General features: G+C 55.5%; 16 protein-coding genes and 1 tRNA gene. 10 read left to right on the plus strand and 7 right to left on the minus strand.

The window, feature by feature from the left end:
* Complete coding sequence (gene recG, locus ACMVME_RS17560) at nucleotides 1-2,082, plus strand: ATP-dependent DNA helicase RecG (RefSeq protein WP_068795328.1); 2,082 nt, start codon at nucleotides 1-3, stop codon at nucleotides 2,080-2,082.
* A 2-nt stretch (nucleotides 2,083-2,084) separates the two neighbouring features.
* Here the strand turns inward: recG and gltS are convergent, their stop codons facing one another.
* Nucleotides 2,085-3,287: a sodium/glutamate symporter gene (gene gltS, locus ACMVME_RS17565; RefSeq protein WP_014168040.1), complete on the minus strand. Its 1,203-nt coding sequence runs from the start codon at nucleotides 3,285-3,287 to the stop codon at nucleotides 2,085-2,087.
* A 225-nt stretch (nucleotides 3,288-3,512) separates the two neighbouring features.
* Here gltS and xanP point away from each other — a divergent pair, with 225 nt between their 5' ends.
* Both xanP and ACMVME_RS17575 read left to right on the plus strand, forming a co-directional pair.
* The gene (gene xanP / locus ACMVME_RS17570) at nucleotides 3,513-4,904 is read left to right on the plus strand and encodes a xanthine/proton symporter XanP (RefSeq protein WP_032679316.1); all 1,392 of its coding nucleotides are present in this window, start codon (nucleotides 3,513-3,515) and stop codon (nucleotides 4,902-4,904) included.
* Nucleotides 4,905-5,023: 119 nt separating this feature from the next.
* The gene (locus ACMVME_RS17575) at nucleotides 5,024-6,727 is read left to right on the plus strand and encodes an AsmA family protein (protein WP_414743462.1); all 1,704 of its coding nucleotides are present in this window, start codon (nucleotides 5,024-5,026) and stop codon (nucleotides 6,725-6,727) included.
* A gap of 60 nt (nucleotides 6,728-6,787) precedes the next feature.
* Here the strand turns inward: ACMVME_RS17575 and yicI are convergent, their stop codons facing one another.
* Both yicI and ACMVME_RS17585 read right to left on the minus strand, forming a co-directional pair.
* Nucleotides 6,788-9,106, minus strand: a complete 2,319-nt coding sequence (gene yicI, locus ACMVME_RS17580; RefSeq protein ID WP_068795330.1) for an alpha-xylosidase — start codon at nucleotides 9,104-9,106, stop codon at nucleotides 6,788-6,790.
* Nucleotides 9,107-9,118: 12 nt separating this feature from the next.
* Nucleotides 9,119-10,510 (minus strand): glycoside-pentoside-hexuronide family transporter, encoded by a 1,392-nt coding sequence (locus tag ACMVME_RS17585; protein ID WP_020882700.1) that lies wholly within the window; start codon nucleotides 10,508-10,510, stop codon nucleotides 9,119-9,121.
* A gap of 287 nt (nucleotides 10,511-10,797) precedes the next feature.
* On the opposite strand from ACMVME_RS17585, the gene ACMVME_RS17590 reads away from it, so the two are divergent.
* Nucleotides 10,798-10,892: transfer RNA gene (locus tag ACMVME_RS17590), tRNA-Sec, on the plus strand.
* A 321-nt stretch (nucleotides 10,893-11,213) separates the two neighbouring features.
* On the opposite strand, the gene ACMVME_RS17595 is transcribed toward ACMVME_RS17590, so the two are convergent.
* Complete coding sequence (locus tag ACMVME_RS17595) at nucleotides 11,214-11,651, minus strand: GNAT family N-acetyltransferase (protein ID WP_068795353.1); 438 nt, start codon at nucleotides 11,649-11,651, stop codon at nucleotides 11,214-11,216.
* Nucleotides 11,652-11,713: 62 nt separating this feature from the next.
* Between ACMVME_RS17595 and ACMVME_RS17600 the strand changes: the two genes are divergently transcribed.
* Complete coding sequence (locus ACMVME_RS17600; protein WP_153852750.1) at nucleotides 11,714-11,869, plus strand: hypothetical protein; 156 nt, start codon at nucleotides 11,714-11,716, stop codon at nucleotides 11,867-11,869.
* A 75-nt stretch (nucleotides 11,870-11,944) separates the two neighbouring features.
* Here the strand turns inward: ACMVME_RS17600 and ACMVME_RS17605 are convergent, their stop codons facing one another.
* Nucleotides 11,945-12,991 carry a class I SAM-dependent methyltransferase gene (locus ACMVME_RS17605; RefSeq protein ID WP_040018368.1) on the minus strand — a complete coding sequence of 349 codons (1,047 nt, stop codon included), beginning with the start codon at nucleotides 12,989-12,991 and terminating at the stop codon, nucleotides 11,945-11,947.
* Between the two features lie 77 nt (nucleotides 12,992-13,068).
* Nucleotides 13,069-13,593, minus strand: a complete 525-nt coding sequence (locus tag ACMVME_RS17610; RefSeq protein ID WP_068795354.1) for a lipocalin family protein — start codon at nucleotides 13,591-13,593, stop codon at nucleotides 13,069-13,071.
* Nucleotides 13,594-13,710: 117 nt separating this feature from the next.
* On the opposite strand from ACMVME_RS17610, the gene ACMVME_RS17615 reads away from it, so the two are divergent.
* The 5 genes from ACMVME_RS17615 to ACMVME_RS17635 all read left to right on the plus strand — a co-directional run bounded on the left by ACMVME_RS17615 (nucleotide 13,711) and on the right by ACMVME_RS17635 (nucleotide 17,728).
* The gene (locus ACMVME_RS17615; protein WP_014168030.1) at nucleotides 13,711-14,436 is read left to right on the plus strand and encodes a MerR family transcriptional regulator; all 726 of its coding nucleotides are present in this window, start codon (nucleotides 13,711-13,713) and stop codon (nucleotides 14,434-14,436) included.
* Nucleotides 14,437-14,535: 99 nt separating this feature from the next.
* Complete coding sequence (gene uraH, locus ACMVME_RS17620) at nucleotides 14,536-14,946, plus strand: hydroxyisourate hydrolase (protein ID WP_040018366.1); 411 nt, start codon at nucleotides 14,536-14,538, stop codon at nucleotides 14,944-14,946.
* Nucleotides 14,947-15,048: 102 nt separating this feature from the next.
* Nucleotides 15,049-16,008 carry a YbgA family protein gene (locus ACMVME_RS17625; RefSeq protein WP_020882705.1) on the plus strand — a complete coding sequence of 320 codons (960 nt, stop codon included), beginning with the start codon at nucleotides 15,049-15,051 and terminating at the stop codon, nucleotides 16,006-16,008.
* Between the two features lie 148 nt (nucleotides 16,009-16,156).
* On the plus strand, nucleotides 16,157-17,245 hold the full coding sequence (locus ACMVME_RS17630) for an AAA family ATPase (RefSeq protein WP_032679311.1): 1,089 nt from the start codon (nucleotides 16,157-16,159) through the stop codon (nucleotides 17,243-17,245).
* A 273-nt stretch (nucleotides 17,246-17,518) separates the two neighbouring features.
* Nucleotides 17,519-17,728 (plus strand): hypothetical protein, encoded by a 210-nt coding sequence (locus ACMVME_RS17635; RefSeq protein WP_219822380.1) that lies wholly within the window; start codon nucleotides 17,519-17,521, stop codon nucleotides 17,726-17,728.
* 109 nt (nucleotides 17,729-17,837) lie between these two features.
* Here ACMVME_RS17635 and ACMVME_RS17640 read toward each other — a convergent pair whose 3' ends face one another.
* Entirely contained in the window at nucleotides 17,838-18,389 is a 552-nt protein-coding gene (locus ACMVME_RS17640) for an adhesin (protein ID WP_251858954.1), read from the minus strand.
* Nucleotides 18,390-18,477: the final 88 nt, after the last annotated feature.

Here is an 18,477-nt window from a genome sequence, read left to right on the forward strand (position 1 = left end):
ATGAAAGGCCGTCTGCTGGATGCCATACCGCTCAATAGCCTGACGGGCGTAGGTGCGGCGCAAAGCAGTAAACTGGCAAAAATTGGCCTGCATACCGTGCAGGATCTCCTGCTCCATCTCCCCCTGCGTTATGAAGACCGCACCCAACTCTATAAGATTGGCGATCTGCTGCCTGCCATTTACGCCACCGTTGAAGGCGAAGTACTGAACTGCAATATCACCTTTGGCGGACGCCGGATGATGACCTGTCAGATCAGCGACGGCACCGGCATTCTCACCCTGCGCTTTTTCAACTTCAATGCGGCCATGAAAAACAGCCTTGCGACCGGTCGCAGGGTGCTGGCCTATGGTGAAGCCAAACGCGGGAAATACGGCGCAGAGATGATCCACCCGGAGTATCGCGTTCAGGGAGATCTGAGCACGCCGGAGCTGCAGGAGACCCTGACCCCGGTTTATCCGACGACCGAAGGCATCAAGCAGGCAACGCTGCGTAAACTCACCGACCAGGCGCTGGAACTGCTGGATACCTGCGCCATTACCGAGCTACTGCCGCCTGAGCTGGCTCAGGGCATGATGAGTCTGCCCGAGGCGCTGCGCACCCTGCACCGCCCGCCGCCAACCCTGCAGCTTAGTGACCTGGAAAGCGGCAAACACCCCGCTCAACGGCGTCTTATCCTTGAGGAATTACTGGCTCATAACCTGAGCATGCTGGCGGTACGGGCGGGCGCGCAGCGTTTTCATGCCCAGCCCTTAAGCCCGCGAGATGAACTCAAAGATAAGCTGCTGGCCTCACTGCCGTTTAAACCCACCGGTGCACAGGCACGCGTCACGGCCGAGATTGAACGCGATATGGCGCTTGATGTGCCCATGATGCGCCTGGTTCAGGGGGATGTGGGGTCCGGTAAAACGTTGGTTGCAGCCCTGGCTGCCCTGCGCGCAATTGCCCACGGCAGGCAGGTGGCGCTAATGGCCCCCACCGAACTGCTGGCTGAACAGCACGCTAATAACTTCCGCGCGTGGTTTGCCCCGCTTGGGATTGAAGTGGGCTGGCTTGCCGGGAAGCAAAAAGGTAAAGCGCGTCAGGCACAACAGGACGCCATTGCCAGCGGTCAGGTACAGATGATTGTCGGCACGCACGCGATTTTCCAAGAGCAGGTACAGTTTAATGGTCTTGCCCTGGTGATTATCGACGAACAACACCGCTTCGGTGTACACCAGCGTCTGGCGCTGTGGGAGAAAGGGCTACAGCAGGGCTTCCATCCGCATCAGCTGATCATGACTGCCACACCTATCCCGCGCACCCTGGCAATGACCGCCTACGCCGATCTCGATACATCGACCATCGACGAACTGCCGCCGGGCCGTACACCGGTCACCACGGTCGCCATTCCGGACACCCGCCGCAGCGATATCATCGACCGCGTGCGCAACGCCTGCACTCACGAAGGCCGTCAGGCCTACTGGGTCTGCACGTTAATTGAAGAGTCTGAACTGCTTGAAGCGCAGGCCGCGGAAGCGACGTGGGAAGAGCTGAAGCTGGCGCTGCCCGAGCTGAACGTGGGTCTGGTTCACGGGCGGATAAAGCCTACTGAGAAACAGGCGGTGATGCAGTCGTTCAAACAGGGTGAACTGCATTTGCTGGTTGCCACAACGGTGATTGAAGTCGGCGTAGACGTGCCCAATTCCAGCCTGATGATCATCGAAAACCCGGAACGTCTTGGCCTTGCGCAACTCCATCAGCTGCGCGGCCGCGTTGGCCGCGGTGCTGTCGCCTCTCACTGCGTGCTGCTCTACAAAGCACCGCTCTCGAAAACCGCACAGATGCGTTTGCAGGTGCTGCGCGACAGTAACGACGGTTTTGTGATTGCACAAAAAGACCTGGAGATCCGCGGCCCAGGCGAACTGCTGGGCACGCGGCAGACGGGTAACGCCGAATTTAAAGTGGCGGATTTACTGCGCGATCAGGCCATGATCCCCGAAGTTCAGCGCCTCGCACGCCATATTCATGAGCGCTACCCCGAACAGGCGGCAGCGTTAATTGAGCGCTGGATGCCGGAAACTGAACGCTATTCTAACGCCTGATCTCAGGCAAACATCGGCAGCATCAGGTAAAGCTTGATCACCAGCGCGTTGACGATATCAATGAAGAACGCCCCGACCATCGGGACCACCAGAAACGCCATATGCGAAGGCCCAAAACGTTCTGTGATCGCCTGCATGTTGGCGATAGCCGTCGGCGTTGCCCCCAGACCAAACCCACAATGCCCGGCCGCCAGCACTGCTGCATCGTAGTTTTTACCCATCATGCGCCAGGTTACAAACATGGCGTAGAACGCCATAAACAGTGCCTGAACGGCCAGAATAGCCACCATCGGCAGCGCCAGTGAGGCCAGCTCCCAGAGCTTGAGGCTCATCAGGGCCATCGCCAGGAACAGCGACAGGCAGACGTTGCCAAGCACCGATACGGCACGTTCAAATACGCGGTAGAAGCCCATCAGCGCCAGACCGTTACTCAGCAGCACCCCAACAAACAGCACGCACACAAACGTCGGGAGCTCGAACGCCGAACCTGCCAGCCATTGCGCAACCACTTTGCCCACCGTCAGGCAAATGGCAATCATCGCGATAGTTTCAATCAACACCAGCGAAGTGATGGTGCGCCCGACGTCGGGTTTTTCAAAGGCAGTGGGCACCAGCTCATCGTCCGGTCTTCCGTCTGGCGTACCAGAGTGCTTCACCAGATACCGCGCCACCGGCCCGCCGATCAGGCCGCCCAGCACCAGACCGAAGGTGGCGCAGGCCATCGCCACTTCGGTGGCGTTTTCAAAGCCGTAGCGCTCAGTAAACAGCTTGCTCCACGCCGCCCCGGTACCGTGGCCACCAGAGAGGGTGATTGATCCGGCCAGCAGCCCCATCAGCGGATCCAGGCCCAGCAGCGTGGCCATCCCGATACCAATGGCGTTTTGCATCACTAGCAGCCCTACCACCACGATCAGAAATACGCCGAGCACTTTGCCACCCGTCCGCAGGCTCGCCAGGTTGGCATTCAGGCCAATGGTGGCAAAGAAGGCCAGCATCAGCGGATCTTTCAGGGACATATCAAAATCAATTTCCCAGCCCATGCTTTTCTTCAGCACCAGCAGGGCCAGCGCCACCAGCAGTCCGCCGGCAACAGGTTCAGGAATGGTGTATTTCTTCAGAAGGGAAACGCTGTGTACGAGCTTACGGCCAAGCAGTAAGACCAGCGTTGCGGCAACAAGGGTCGACAACGTATCGAGATGAATCATAAAAGGCTCCTGTTATGCGCGTGTTCCATACACACGCGGCGTTATCCTGGGCCGGCTTGCGCTCGTCATGAGCCGCCGGCGCAAAAAGTGTAATTTTTTTTCCCCATGGGTTGTAGAAAACCTGCTCACAGCGGCAGATTTTCTTGTCTTTTTTTGTTGGCAATCGTTTGCTTTTACCAGGTGGTCAGATAAAATGCCCGCTTTTCCACCGTGGGATTGCCGCCGATGTCCGTTAACACCCTTGAGTCTCCCGATGCGCAACCGATTGCGCAGAAGCAAAATAGCGAACTGATTTACCGCCTTGAAGACCGTCCGCCTCTTCCTCAGACGCTCTTTGCCGCCTGCCAACACCTGCTGGCTATGTTCGTTGCGGTGATCACCCCGGCGCTGCTGATCTGCCAGGCGCTTGGTTTACCGGCTCAGGATACACAGCACATCATCAGTATGTCCCTCTTTGCCTCCGGCGTGGCGTCCATTATTCAAATTAAAGCGTGGGGGCCGGTGGGGTCTGGATTGTTGTCGATCCAGGGCACCAGTTTTAACTTCGTTGCACCGCTGATCATGGGCGGTACAGCCCTCAAAACCGGCGGCGCGGATGTTCCAACCATGATGGCGGCGCTGTTTGGCACGCTGATGCTGGCCAGCTGCACCGAGATGGTGATCTCCCGGGTACTGCACCTGGCGCGTCGCGTGATCACACCGCTGGTATCCGGCGTGGTGGTGATGATCATTGGCCTGTCGCTGATTCAGGTTGGCCTGACCTCCATCGGTGGCGGTTATGCGGCAATGAGCGACCACACTTTTGGTGCACCGAAAAACCTGCTGCTGGCCGGCGTGGTGCTGGCAATCATTATTCTGCTTAACCGTCAGCGTAACCCGTATCTGCGTGTGGCATCGCTGGTGATCGCCATGGCGGCCGGTTATCTGCTGGCCTGGGCGCTGGGTATGCTGCCGGAGAACACCCCGCAGACCAACAGTGCGCTGATCACCATTCCAACGCCGCTGTACTACGGCCTGGGCATTGACTGGGGTCTGCTGCTGCCGCTGATGCTGGTCTTTATGATCACCTCGCTGGAGACGATTGGCGATATCACCGCCACGTCTGATGTCTCCGAGCAGCCGGTCTCCGGCCCGCTGTATATGAAACGCCTGAAAGGCGGCGTGCTGGCGAACGGCCTGAACTCGTTTGTCTCTGCGGTCTTCAACACCTTCCCGAACTCCTGCTTCGGCCAGAACAACGGCGTGATCCAGCTGACTGGTGTTGCCAGCCGCTACGTCGGTTTTGTGGTGGCACTGATGCTGATCGTCCTCGGCCTGTTCCCGGCGGTAAGCGGTTTTGTGCAGCATATACCTGAACCGGTACTGGGCGGCGCAACGCTGGTGATGTTCGGGACCATCGCGGCTTCTGGTGTACGTATCGTCTCCCGCGAACCGCTGAACCGCCGCGCCATCATGATCATTGCCCTGTCGCTGGCCGTGGGTCTGGGTGTTTCACAGCAACCGCTGATCCTGCAGTTTGCCCCGGACTGGGTGAAAAACCTGCTCTCTTCCGGCATTGCGGCAGGCGGTATCACCGCGATTGTTCTGAACCTCGTTTTCCCGCCTGAGAAAAATTGATCGCCCTCACGGCAGGCTGTCAACGCCTGCCGTGACATCTCTTTACACCATTCCCGCCTTGAGCATTGCGCATAAATCGTGCATAACTCCCTTATGTGCGTTTCGCGGGATGGAAGACCATGAAATTTATTGGAAAGGTACTCGTCTATCTTCTGGTGGCCCTGCTCATTGTGGTGCTGGCGCTCTATATTCTGCTCCAGACCCGCTGGGGAGCATCTCAGGTCAGCAACTGGATAACGGTGAATACCGATTACGAACTCAATTTCGACCTGATGGATCACCGCTTTTCGTCACCTTCCCACATCATTCTGGAAAACGTCACGTTTGGCCGCGACGGTAAACCCGCCACGCTGGTGGCCAGGAAAGTCGATATTGGTCTGAGTAGCCGACAGGTCACCGATCCGCTGCACATGGACACCATTACCCTGTTCGATGGCACGCTTAATCTTTCTCCTCAGACGGCACCGCTCCCGTTCCAGGCGGACCGTTTGCAGTTGAACAACATGGCCTTTAACAGCCCCAATACGGAATGGGATCTCAGCGCACAGAAAGTGACGGGCGGCGTCAGCCCGTGGCAGCCAGAAGCAGGCAATGTGCTGGGTAAAAACGCACAGATCCAGGTGAGCGCAGGCTCGCTTACCCTGAACGGCGTGCCGGCCACCAACGTGCTGATCCAGGGACAACTCAACGGCAAAGAGGTGGTGCTGAACACCATTGGTGCCGATATGGCGCGCGGTTCGCTCACCGGGTCCGCCCTGCGCAACGCTGACGGCAGCTGGATTATCGACACCATGCGTCTGAATGAGATCCGCCTGCAAAGCGATAAGTCACTGGTGGATTTCTTCGCGCCTCTGACCACCATTCCCTCGCTGCAGATTGGCCGTCTGGAAGTGACTGACGCACGCCTGCAGGGGCCGGACTGGGCGGTGACCGATCTCGATTTAAGCCTGCGCAACCTGACACTCAGCAAAGGCGACTGGCAAAGTCAGGAGGGGCGTTTGTCCATGAACGCCAGCGAGTTTATTTATGGCTCTCTGCATCTGTTCGACCCGATCATGAATGCGGAGTTCTCCCCGCAAGGCGTGGCGCTGCGCCAGTTTACCTCCCGCTGGGAGGGCGGCATGGTACGCGCTTCCGGTAACTGGCTGCGCGAAGGTAACGCGCTGGTGCTGGACGATGTCGCCATCGCCGGGCTGGAATACACCCTGCCGCAGAACTGGAAAACGCTGTGGATGGAGCCGTTACCGGAATGGCTGAACAGCCTGACGCTGAAAAAATTCGGCCTGAGCCGCAACCTGGTTATCGATATCGACCCGGCCTTCCCGTGGCAAATCACCTCTCTTGATGGCTATGGCGCGAACCTGCAGCTGGCGAAAGATCGCCAGTGGGGCGTATGGGGTGGCAGCGCAACGCTGAACGGCGCGGCGGCGACCTTTAACCGCGTGGACGTGCGTCGTCCGTCGCTGGCGCTGAACGCTAACGCCTCAACGGTAAACATTACCGACCTGAGTGCTTTCACCGAAAAAGGCATTCTGGAAGCCACGGCGACGGTTTCACAGCTTCCGCCACGGCAGATCACAATCAGCCTGAACGGACGCGGCGTGCCGCTCAACGTGCTGCAGGCGTGGGGCTGGCCGGCGCTGCCCATTGGCGGTGATGGCAATATCCAGCTAACCGCCAGCGGCAGCGTGCAGGCCAACGCACCGCTGAAGCCGACGGTTAACGGGAAACTGAACGCGGTAAATATGGATAAACAGCAGGTGCAACAGACGATGACGGGGGGAGAGGTGTCGACACTATCCTCGCCCCAGCCCTCTCCCTGAAAGGAAGAAGAAGCAAACCCTTCCCTCCCCCCGTTGGGGAGAGGGTTAGGGTGAGTAAAATTAAAGGTGTACCACCACCTCATTACCCTCCGCTTTCACCACCACGCCCCACTCGCTCCCGGCCTCTGAGCCGCCTTTTACACCACTCAGTTTCTGCACGTTGCGCAAGCAGACCGACCAGTTTCGCGCGTCACCTGTGCCGGTAATGGTCACGGTGTCGCCGCTGCGTGTGGCTTTCAGCGTAAATGCCACAGAACCGTCCGCCGCAGGCACTTCGCTCACCGCCATCGCGCCATCGCCCAGGTTAAACAGCTGGAATGCTGTCCCTTCGTTCCAGGCGTAGTCCGGTTTCTGTTGATTGTTGCCCAACGCCAGCAGGGTGTTATCGCGCACATAGACCGGCAGGCTGCGGAAATCATGCTGCTGTTTATGCCAGCGGCTGCCCTCGATTTCATCGTTATGCCAGAGATGGGTCCAGCGCCCTTCCGGCAAATAAAACTGCACGTCACCGGCCTCAGAAAACACCGGGGCTACCATCACCGACTCCCCCAGCATGTACTGACGGTCGAGGTAATCGCATGCCGGATCGTCCGGGAACTCCAGCATCATCGCCCGCAGCATCGGTGTGCCATACTCGCGAGCCAGGGCAGCCTGGCGATAGAGATACGGCATCATCTGACATTTCAGCTGAGTGAAGTGACGCACCACATCACAGGACTCATCATCGTACGCCCACGGTACGCGGTAAGATTTGCTGCCATGCAGGCGGCTGTGGCTGGATAACAGCCCAAACGCGCACCAGCGTTTGTAGACGTGTGCCGGCGCGGTGTTCTCAAATCCACCGATGTCATGGCTCCAGAAACCAAAGCCGGACAGACCAATCGACAGCCCGCCGCGCAGGCTTTCCGCCATCGACTCGTAGTTGGCGTAACAGTCGCCACCCCAGTGCACCGGGAATTGTTGCGCACCTACCGACGCCGAGCGGGCAAACAGCACAGCCTCATCCGCGCCCACCGTTTCTTTCAGTACGTTCCACACCAGTTCGTTATATAGGTATGCGTAGTGGTTGTGCATCTTCTGCGGATCGGAACCGTCAAACCACTGGACGTCCGTCGGGATGCGCTCGCCAAAGTCGGTCTTAAAGCAGTCGACGCCACTATCCACCAGGCCTTTCAGCTTGTCGGCATACCACCGACACGCGTCCGGGTTAGTGAAGTCATAAATCGCCAGGCCCGGCTGCCATTTGTCCCACTGCCACAGGGAGCCGTCCGGGCGCTTGAGCAGGTAGCCCTTCTCTTTCAGTTCGCGAAATACCGGCGACTTCTGGCCGATGTACGGGTTAATCCACACGCAAACCTTCAGCCCTTTCTCCTTCAGGCGGCGGATCATCCCTTCCGGATCCGGGAAGGTCACCGGGTCCCACTCAAAATCACACCACTGGAAGGCCTTCATCCAGAAGCAGTCGAAGTGGAAGACATGCAGCGGCAGGTCGCGCTCCGCCATGCCATCAATAAAGCTGTTCACCGTGGCTTCATCGTAGTTGGTGGTGAACGACGTGGTCAGCCACAGGCCGAAGGACCACGCGGGCGGCAGCGCCGGGCGTCCGGTGAATCGCGTATAACGGTTGAGCACCTCTTTTGGCGTCGGGCCGTCGATCACGAAGTACTCCAGATACTCCCCTTCGACGCTGAACTGCACTTTGGAGACTTTCTCCGAACCCACTTCGAACGAGACGTTTTCCGGGTGGTTCACCAGCACCCCGTAGCCGCGGTTGGTCAGATAGAACGGGATATTTTTGTATGACTGCTCGGTACTGGTGCCGCCGTCGCGGTTCCAGGTCTCGACCGTCTGGCCGTTACGCACCAGCGCGGTAAAGCGCTCACCGAGGCCGTAGACCGTTTCACCTACGCCCAGATCCAGACGCTCAAAAACATAATGACGATCGGTACGGGTATCCTGCACGTAACCGTTGTTTTTCAGCTGACTGCCAGTAATACGCTGTCCGTTGCGCAGAAAATCCAGCGCCCAGCACTCGCCTTTGGTGACGCGCACGCTGAGGTGACCGCTTTTCAGCTCAGCAAATTCGGCATTGTTTTCAATCTCAACGTTCATCTCTTTGATGACATTCAGAGGATAGTGCGGACCGTTGTTCAGCGCGCCATGGAAGTGCTCGATACGCACGCCGACAATCCCTTCCTGCGGGGAGAAAAGACGGACGGTGAACATCAGGGTATCAAGCTGCCAGGTACGTTCTCGTACATCACGCGGCGCCACGTACACCACAAGGTCATTGCCCTGCTGCTCTACATCGAACACCTGAACCGGGCAGGTGACGTTCAGGCCCGGTTGAATGAGCCAGTTTCCATCACTGATTTTCATACTCTCGTCCTCTTAGTTCTGTAATTCTTTACTCACCGGCAGGTTGTCAAACTCCTGCTGATTGCGGCGCGCGCCGTGTGCCAGCTCGCTCATGATTTTGGTCAGGAAAGGCGTTTTCAGGGTGTAGTAGCGTTTGGCGATGATGGCGCTCAGCACGTAGCAGACCGCCGGGGCCAGGGTGAACAGGCCGATAATGATGCTGATGGTCGCGCTGTTCTGGGTTTTAGCTGCGGCGTCATAACCCCCCCCTGCCAGCATCCAGCCGATCATTGCCCCGCCCAGCGCCAGGCCGAGTTTCAGCACAAACAGCGTGCCCGCGAAGCTGATGCCGGTAAGACGTTTGCCGTTGGTCCATTCGCCGTAGTCGACGGTATCGGACATCATGACCCACTGGATCGGCGTCACCAGCTGATGCAACACCCCAATCACAAAGATGAAGGTGAACATCACCACCGTGGCATGCATGGGAACGAAGAACATCGCCACGCTGACCACTGCCAGGGCGGCGTTGGTCCACCAGAAGATGCTGACCTTGCATTTCCAGTCGGTGAGCGGTTTCGCCAGCGCAGAGCCAATCAGGTTGCCGACACAGTAGGTGGTGAGGAACGCGACAAAGATTTCCGGCGAGCCCATGATCCAGGTGCAGTAGTACATCATCGCACCGCCACGCACGCAGACGGCGAGGATATTAAGAATGGTCAGCACACCAACAATACGCCACTGGTCGTTGTGCCAGATATCTCGCAGGTCTTCGCGCATGGAGGTGGTGCTCGGCGGCACCTGGATGCGCTCTTTGGTGGTGAAGAAGCAGAACGCCAGCATCAGGAACGCGACCACCGACAGCACGGCGATCCCGCCCTGGAAACCGAACGCTTTGTCATCGCCACCAATCAGGTTAACCAGCGGCATCATCAGTACCGTCGAGAGCATGCCGCCCGCGGTCGCCAGCACAAAGCGCCAGGACTGCAGGGAGATACGCTGCGTCGGGTCGTTGGTGATCACCCCGCCCAGCGCGCAATAAGGGATGTTAACCACGGTATAGAGCAGCGTCAGCAGCGTGTAGGTAATGGCGGCATAGATCATTTTGCCGTTGAGGCTGAGGTCCGGCGTGGTGTAGGCCAGCACGCAGACAATGCCGAACGGGATAGCACCGAACAGTATCCACGGCCGGAATTTACCCCAGCGGCTGCGGGTACGGTCGGCGATCAGGCCCATGCACGGGTCCGAAATCGCATCCAGCGCACGTGCCAGCAGGAACATCGTGCCGACAAACCCGGCAGGAATGCCGAAGATATCGGTATAAAAAAACATCATGTACAACATAACGTTATCGAAAATGATGTGGCTGGCGGCGTCACCCATGCCGTAGCCAATCTTCTCTTTTACTGACAATACGTCGCTCATTTTTTTATCCTTCACGCTGTAGGGGGCGCTGAGACCGGTTACAGATTTTTAAACCATTGTTTCAGGAGCGGGTATTGCGTTTTCTTGTTAGTTGGTTACGTTTCTTGTTTTTTGTGATCGCGGTAAATATTGGCGAGCACGAAATGCTAACCTGAGGATTTTCTTAGGAATTAACTGAAACAGGGGTGTTAAGGTCAAAAGAGAGGTGAAAAAAGTGTGCCGGGGTATGTGGTAAATGCCTGAAAGTAGCTATAATGCGCCCCGCCTCCATGTAGCAATGCAGGCGCGGAAGATCGTCATCTCCGGTGAGGTGGCTGGACTTCAAATCCAGTTGGGGACGCCAGCGTTCCCGGGCAGGTTCGACTCCTGTGATCTTCCGCCAAAATTCTTTGAATAGATTTTTCTCATATTTGTTCCACCATTAAACTCAAATAATAATTAAATCTATTCACTAAAATTTTTATGTGACTCTTCTGCTTTTCAGTAATTTTTAAGTCATCCTTTTTCGTTTTTTCACCCACAAATATTCAGGCATTAAACTTTACCCATGTGTTTCAAATAATTAATTACGTTGATGTTTATTTGTTCGGTTATATTACGAATATCATAATAGCCTAACTTTAATCGTAAGGTATAATTCCTGAACGGCAAAACGCGTTTCATTTCATATCTAACGAGTAGGATATCTGCGCTAAGTTAGCATTCACTCACCCAACCGCATATGCAGCAACGGAAATGCATTCCCTTGTCCGTCCCGTTCTGAGCGCCCCACCTGCACAAACCCCATATGCTGATAAAACGCAACGCTCTGCGGGTTTTGCTCGTTTACATCCACTTCATTCGCACCAAAATGCGCAATGGCATATTGCAGCAGCAATTTCCCTACGCCCTTCCCCCGGCTCGCATCATCCACAAACAGCATTTCAATGCGGTTTTCATCGACGCCTAAAAAGCCATGAATAACACCCGCTTCATCGCGGGCAATCATAACCTTGAGATTGGGCAGATAGGCATTGAGCAATAACGGGCGCAGCGCCGCAATATCGCTTTCCTGTAAAAAATGGTGGGTGGCACGAACGGAAGACTCCCAGACTGTGACGAGACGTTCGAAGTGTGAGGGGTGTGCAGATTCGATTTTCATGAGGGGGATCATTATAGAGCGCAGCGATTAAATCAAGTATCCAGAAGCATGGAGGCAATAAAATGAAGACCTTAAATGAAGTAATAAACTCTCGAACCTGTGAAAGTCGAGAGCGTATCAAGGAAATGGCCCGGAAGTTGGTTCAGGAGACTGGTCAGCAGATAGAGCATGAAAAGCAAGAATCCCCAACAGACATTGAGAATAAAGAAACCAGCTAATCCTTCATGGCAGTTGTTCGGGTAAACCGAACAACTGAGGAACGGTAAATATTCTAGCGCCCTGTCCCCCCTAACCTAGCCCTCACCCTCAGGGAGAGGGAACTGACCGTGCGGTTTGTCATCCCCCACCTTAATCTCCATCACCGCATACACCCCGTCTTTCGGGACCACCACGGTGACATTTTCCACCGGCACGCCTGCCGCGATATGAATATCCTGCAGCTGCCGGAGCGTCCGCGGGTAAATATCCTCCCAGCCGATACAGCGCAAAATAAAATCGATTTGTGGGCTGCTGGCCAGCATATTCGAGACAATCACCGCCCCGCCGGGCTTTATCAGCCGCAGCGCACGCTGGAGAAAAATCACCGCATCGGCATCGTTGAAATAGTCGAAAATCCCCAGCGCATCCACCAGTTCGGCCTGATGCTCGCCCAGCTCATGCAGTAAATCTTCGTTACGCACCAGCGTATGGAGCAAGTTGCGCCTGAGCAGGGTCAGCTGTTCACCCACGATAATGCCTTCCTGCGCCGCCATGGTTTCGGCCCAACTGAGCGCCACAGGGTCTTTATCCACCAGCGTCAGATACACCTGCTGGCCGTCGAGCTTCGCCTCGCGCAGCGCCTCCAGCACGGGGATTGCAGCACCGCTCGCCAGGCTCACCCAATTGTTATCGTTCCCGTTGCGGATGTATTTATCCACCATCGCAGCCAGTACTTTTGCACGGGAGCGCACACCAATGGCATCGTTCGCATGGATAAACCACTGGCGGCTGTCGCTGTCCATTCGGGTTCCGTCTGGCAGGCGCTCCTCCAGCGGGTTTTGCACCACAAAAAGCGCCAGCGCAGAGGGAACCAGCCGGGTACGCCACGCGGTGAGCGCCGGACGATTGCGATAGGCTTGCCCGGAATAACGGTTCTGTGGGACAAGCACGGCCTGTCCCCCCTCTTCGTATTCAATCAACGGAGGACGAAGCGCCGGATCGGCTTTCAGCGCCCGGTTAATCGAATTGATCTCACGGGCAGTGTCGTCCTTCATCGGCCACTGGTCGCTAATATCCGGAAATGACGCACTGAAAATGGTCATATTTTCCGGTGCGTCGCCGCGAAAAGGCTGCCAGTTCATGTCGTCGTCTCCCGTTGAGCTTCTAACGGAAGTCTATCCAGGCGAGCCAGTAAAACCCTACGAAGAAAGCACGATCTTCACTGCTTAACCCACACCAGCTGATCAACCTTGAAGCCCAGACTGCGTGCGGTATTCAGGTAGTCCTGTTTCACGGCATCCGGAATCGTCGGCGTACGAGACAGGATCCACAGATAGTCGCGGTTCGGCCCGCTCACCAGCGCATACTGGTACTTATCGTCCAGCTTGATCACGTTATAGCCGCCGTAGAAGGGGCCGAAGAACGACACCTTCAGCGCTGCCGTCGTCGGTTCGCCGGTAAAGTACGCTTTGCCTTCACTCTCATCCCACTTGTTTTTAACCGGGTCGAAACCCCGGTTAAGCACGCTGATGCCACCGTCGCTGCGCTCGCCGTAGGTGGCGGTCACCTGCTCCAGCCCGCGTTCGAAGCGGTTTTCCAGGCGGGCAACTTCATACCACTTGCCGAGATAGCGGCTGGCTTCAAAATTTGAAATGGGCTTTACGCCTTTCGGTGGCGTAGGGGATTTGCAGGCCACCAGAGTCAGGGCAATGGCGACACCCGTCACAACAGGCCATAGTTTCATGAGAATTCCTTTCATTTGCACGGTTGGAAGTAAAGTGTAGTGCACCGTTACGGCGCTTCATCCCGTGAGGGAAAATTCGTAGTATATTGAGAGTATTCCTCCACTCTGGACACGGACATGGCTTACTCCATCGGCGAATTCGCCAGACTCAGCGGGATCACCGCCACGACGCTGCGGGCATGGCAGCGTCGCTATGGTTTACTCAAGCCACAGCGCACGGAGGGCGGCCATCGCCAGTACAGTGATGAGGACGTCCAGCAGGCACTGAAAATCCTCGACTGGGTGAAAAAAGGTGTGCCCATCGGCCAGGTCAAACCGCTACTGGAACGCCCCGTCCCGCGCCGGACCAACAACTGGCAAACGTTGCTTGAGACCATGCTGCAACGCCTGCAGGACGGGAAAATTGAGTCCCTGCGCCAGATGATTTACGACGCTGGCCGCGAATACCCCAGGCCAGAGCTGGTTGCAAATGTGCTGCGTCCGTTGCGCAGCCAGATGTCAGCAAACATCCCTGCCGCCATGACCCTGCGCGAGATCCTCGACGGCATTATCATCGCCTATGCCTCGTTCTGCCTTGAGGGCGACAAAAAAGCGCCGGGTGATAACATCCTGCTCAGTGGCTGGTACCTGAATGACCCGTGTGAAATCTGGCTCGAGGCCCTGACGCGTACCGGACAAGGGCACCGTATCGATATTTTGCCTACCCCCTCCACGTCACTGGCGCCTGAGATTTTCCCCGAGCGTAAATGGCTTCTGGTGACCAGCGGTAAACTGACCGCCGCACGGAAAAAGCAGGTGGCACAGTGGCAGCAGCAGGTATCCCTTGAAGTGATTATCCTCTGATTATTTTCTCCTGCGGTAAACTTCACGAAAAGTTGAATATTTTTCCGTCCCGCAAATGCTAACGTTTTCTTGTGACTGACAACCCCACAGGAAAACACAATGAAAAAAACAACCCCTCTGCTGATGCTGGCCGCCATGGCCTTTACCCCTGTCGCCTTTAGCGCCCCTGCCGGCACCCTGAGCGTACATATTCTCGACCAGCAAACCGGGATGCCGCCATCTGACGTTACCGTCACGCTGGAGAAGCAGCAGCAGAACACATGGACCCAGATTGCCAGCGGCAAAACCGACCACGACGGACGTATCAAATCACTTTATCCGCAGGATCAGGACATGCAGCCAGGCGTGTATAAAGTGACCTTTAAAACCGCTGATTACTTCCACGGCAAAAAGCTGGACACCTTCTTCCCGGAGATCCCAGTGCTATTTACCGTGACCCGAACCAACGAGAAACTTCACATCCCGCTTCTGCTGAGCCAGTACGGCTACTCGACCTACAAGGGCAGTTAAGCCACATTGATTTTAAAGGATAATAAAAAATAACTCCGCCAATACTTGGACAAATTACTCATGTTGTGTAAGTTTTAGATATACGAACTGGAGACACACACCATGACAATGAAACCTGTAATCGGTATTAGCGGATGTTTGACCGGTTCCGCCGTTCGCTTCGACGGCGGACATAAGCGTATGGGCTTTGTCATGGACGAACTGGCCCAGTGGGTGAATTTCAGGCCCGTCTGCCCTGAGATGGCCATTGGCCTGCCGACGCCACGCCCTGCACTGCGTCTTATCGTGACGGACAGCGGTGAAACACAGATGCGTTTTAGCCACGCCCCGCACGAAGACGTTACGCAAAAGATGGCTGACTTTACGGCAGATTATCTGCCTAAAATCGGCGATCTGGCGGGATTTATCGTCTGTGCAAAATCCCCAAGCTGCGGCATGGAACGCGTGCGGCTGTATGATGAAAACGGCAACCGGGGCCGCAAGGAGGGTGTCGGGCTGTTCACTGCCACCCTCCTTGAAACCCTGCCGTGGTTACCCGTGGAAGAAGATGGCCGCCTGCACGATCCGGTGTTGCGGGAAAACTTTGTTGAGCGTGTTTTCGCGCTTCATGAACTGAACACACTGCGCGCCCAGGGTCTGACGCGCCGTGCGCTATTGGACTTCCACAGCCGCTACAAACTTCAGCTGCTGGCGCACCATCAGGCGGGTTATCGTGAAATCGGCCCGTTCGTTGCCACGCTGCACGAGTGGGAAGATCTGGACGCCTTCTTTGTGGCGTACCGCGAAAAGCTGATGACCATCCTGAAAAAACCGGCTTCGCGGAAGAACCACACCAACGTGTTGATGCATATTCAGGGGTATTTCCGTAACCAGCTCAACAGCCGCCAGCGCGGCGAACTTCGCGACGTGATCCTGCACTACCGTAACGGGCAGTTGCCCATCCTCGCGCCGATCACGCTGCTGAAGCACTACCTGGCCGAATACCCTGACCGGTATCTGATGACGCAAAACTACTTTGATCCCTATCCTGATGATTTGGGTCTGCGTCTGGCAGTCAAGTGATCATAAAAATGCGAAGGCCCCATTGACCCTCAGAGGCCCAAAGCAGTACCCCGTTTAGACGACACCCTCACTGTCGTCTCTTTTTTTGCATTTAACCTTAAAGACTGTAATTATATACAGGCCTACAGTGCAAAAAAGGAGCCTGCCTGTGATCAAAAGCCTGCATATCCAAAACTACCGCTCGATTCGCGACATGTCGCTGGAGCTGGAAGCGCTCAATATCGTCTTCGGCCCCAACGGTACCGGGAAATCGAATATCTACAAGGCGATACACCTGATGCACAGCGCGGCGCAGGGGCAGTTCTCCCAGGCGCTGGCAAATGAAGGCGGTATTCTGAAGGTGTTCTGGGCAGGTAAGACCCGTAGCGACCAGCTCCGGCGGATGAACCTCGCGGTGGAAACGGACACTTACGAGTACGAGCTGCAGGTGGGCTTTGTCGAGCAATTGCCCTATCCCTCCCAGTTTCAGCTCGATCCGGTCATTAAAGAAGAGTCCATCTGGCTTACCGGTCAGCGCCGTCGCCCTTCATCACAGCTGATGAAGCGCAGGAATCAGGCGGTATTTCTCAACAACGTGCACCACGAAAAAGTGACTCACAGCGGCACGCTGTATGAAAACGAATCGGTGTTCGGGCAGCTCGGCGAACCGCATCTCTACCCGGAAGTGTCGCAGATGCGCGAGTCCCTGCGTAACTGGCGCTTTTATCATGAATTTTCCGTCTCGTCCGGCTCGGCGATGCGTGCCCCGCAGGTCGGTTTCCGCTCCCCGGTACTGGCCAGCGACGGCGCCAACCTGGCGGCAGCATTTCAGACCATTGTCGAGATTGGCGATGAAATGTTGCTGATGCGCATTCTTGATCAGGCCTTCCCCGGCTGCGAGTTTTACAGCGACAACACCGGCGGCCGCTTTCGCATGATGATGCAGCGCGAGGGGCTGAACAGGCCGCTGGAACCGGCGGAGTTTTCCGACGGCACGCTGCGCTTCCTGTGCCTGGCGGTAGCGCTGTTAAGCCCGCGCCCACCGGCCTTTATCGCGTTGAACGAACCGGAAAACAGCCTGCACCCGCAGATGCTGCCCGCGCTGGCGAGCTTAATCGCCGAGGCCAGCCGCTACTCACAAATTTGGCTCACCAGCCACTCGCCGGAACTGGCGAATTTGATTGAGAAACAGCGGTCGTTTTCATTGTATGAGCTGTCGATGGCGGAGGGAGAGACGAGGGTGGAGAGGCTCGGGTAGTTTTTTGTCTTCTTGCTTCATCAAATTGAGTGATTAATAAGTGACAACGCCTTCGACCAACCACCAGTGAACTGCGGGGATGCGCTGAAGGGCTGAAGGGCTGAAGGGCTGAAGGGCTGAAGGGCTGAAGGGCTGAAGGGCTGAAGGGCTGAGCGTCGTCAGTATTGACCAGCCAAAGATATGTGAATGACTAAGATCCCGGTTCAGTAACCGAGATCTTAGTTTTACTCTTTTCTCAGATATACCAATATACCATATGTATTTTTATTTTTTATGGGTAATCAAGACACTGAAATGTTGTATCACAGTAATTATGCCTCAGATCCAGCCCATTATTTTTTGCTACAACTTGCCGATTTTTATCATTTTTTTAGCACATTAGCGATCAATAACATTACTCCAGCAAAACTACCAATGTATATACTTATTTTACCTAAAAACAAAATAATACTCGGTGAAAAAGATATTGGTATTCCTTTATAAACTAAGAAAAAAACCTCTCCGCATGCATATAAAACGATCCCTGTCAGAAAAATTGAAACCATACTAAATACTATAAAAAAAACCAGAGGAAGAGTATATTTTAGTATTTTCATCTACCATCTCCTACTTGCTTCATTTTATACTCTGTATATTTACCTCCAACTTCTGAAGAAATACTACCACCAATGTCACCAATTGAGCTTGGCACATTGCTTGGTTTCATTTCTTTTGAAAGACCATAATCCCCTTTTATTTCAGTAAACTGTCTTAGGTCAGTGTTAAACTTGGGATCCCAACCACCTTTCCACCAGTTAGCACCAGCGTTAACTCCCCATTTAAGGCCATTGCCAGTGCCATAACCCACAACGGAACCTGCACCATTTACTAACGCACCAGATATTGGATCTTTACCTTCAAGCCAGTTTCCTAATGCACCTCCGGCCGCATTCCAGCCAACTGTTCCTCCAATACCATTTCCGGCACTGATCACATTAACCCAGCCACCAATAATAGCTGTTGTTGGGTCTATAGTTCCATCAGCTAGATAGTTGATACCAGCATTAGCACCTGCGCCTAATCCCCATAAGACCTGAGCGCTACCGGGTAAGAGAGCTACACTGCCTGTTGCAAGCGCCACCCCTACGGCATCACGTTCATTCATTGCTTTCTGACATGCGGCCCCACTCGGATTATCGGAACAGGTCGCCATATCGACGCCGTGCTGGCGTATCCACGCTGCCTGAGCCTCT

Source organism: Enterobacter cloacae complex sp. 2024EL-00711, assembly GCF_047529885.1.
Classification (GTDB): domain Bacteria; phylum Pseudomonadota; class Gammaproteobacteria; order Enterobacterales; family Enterobacteriaceae; genus Enterobacter; species Enterobacter ludwigii.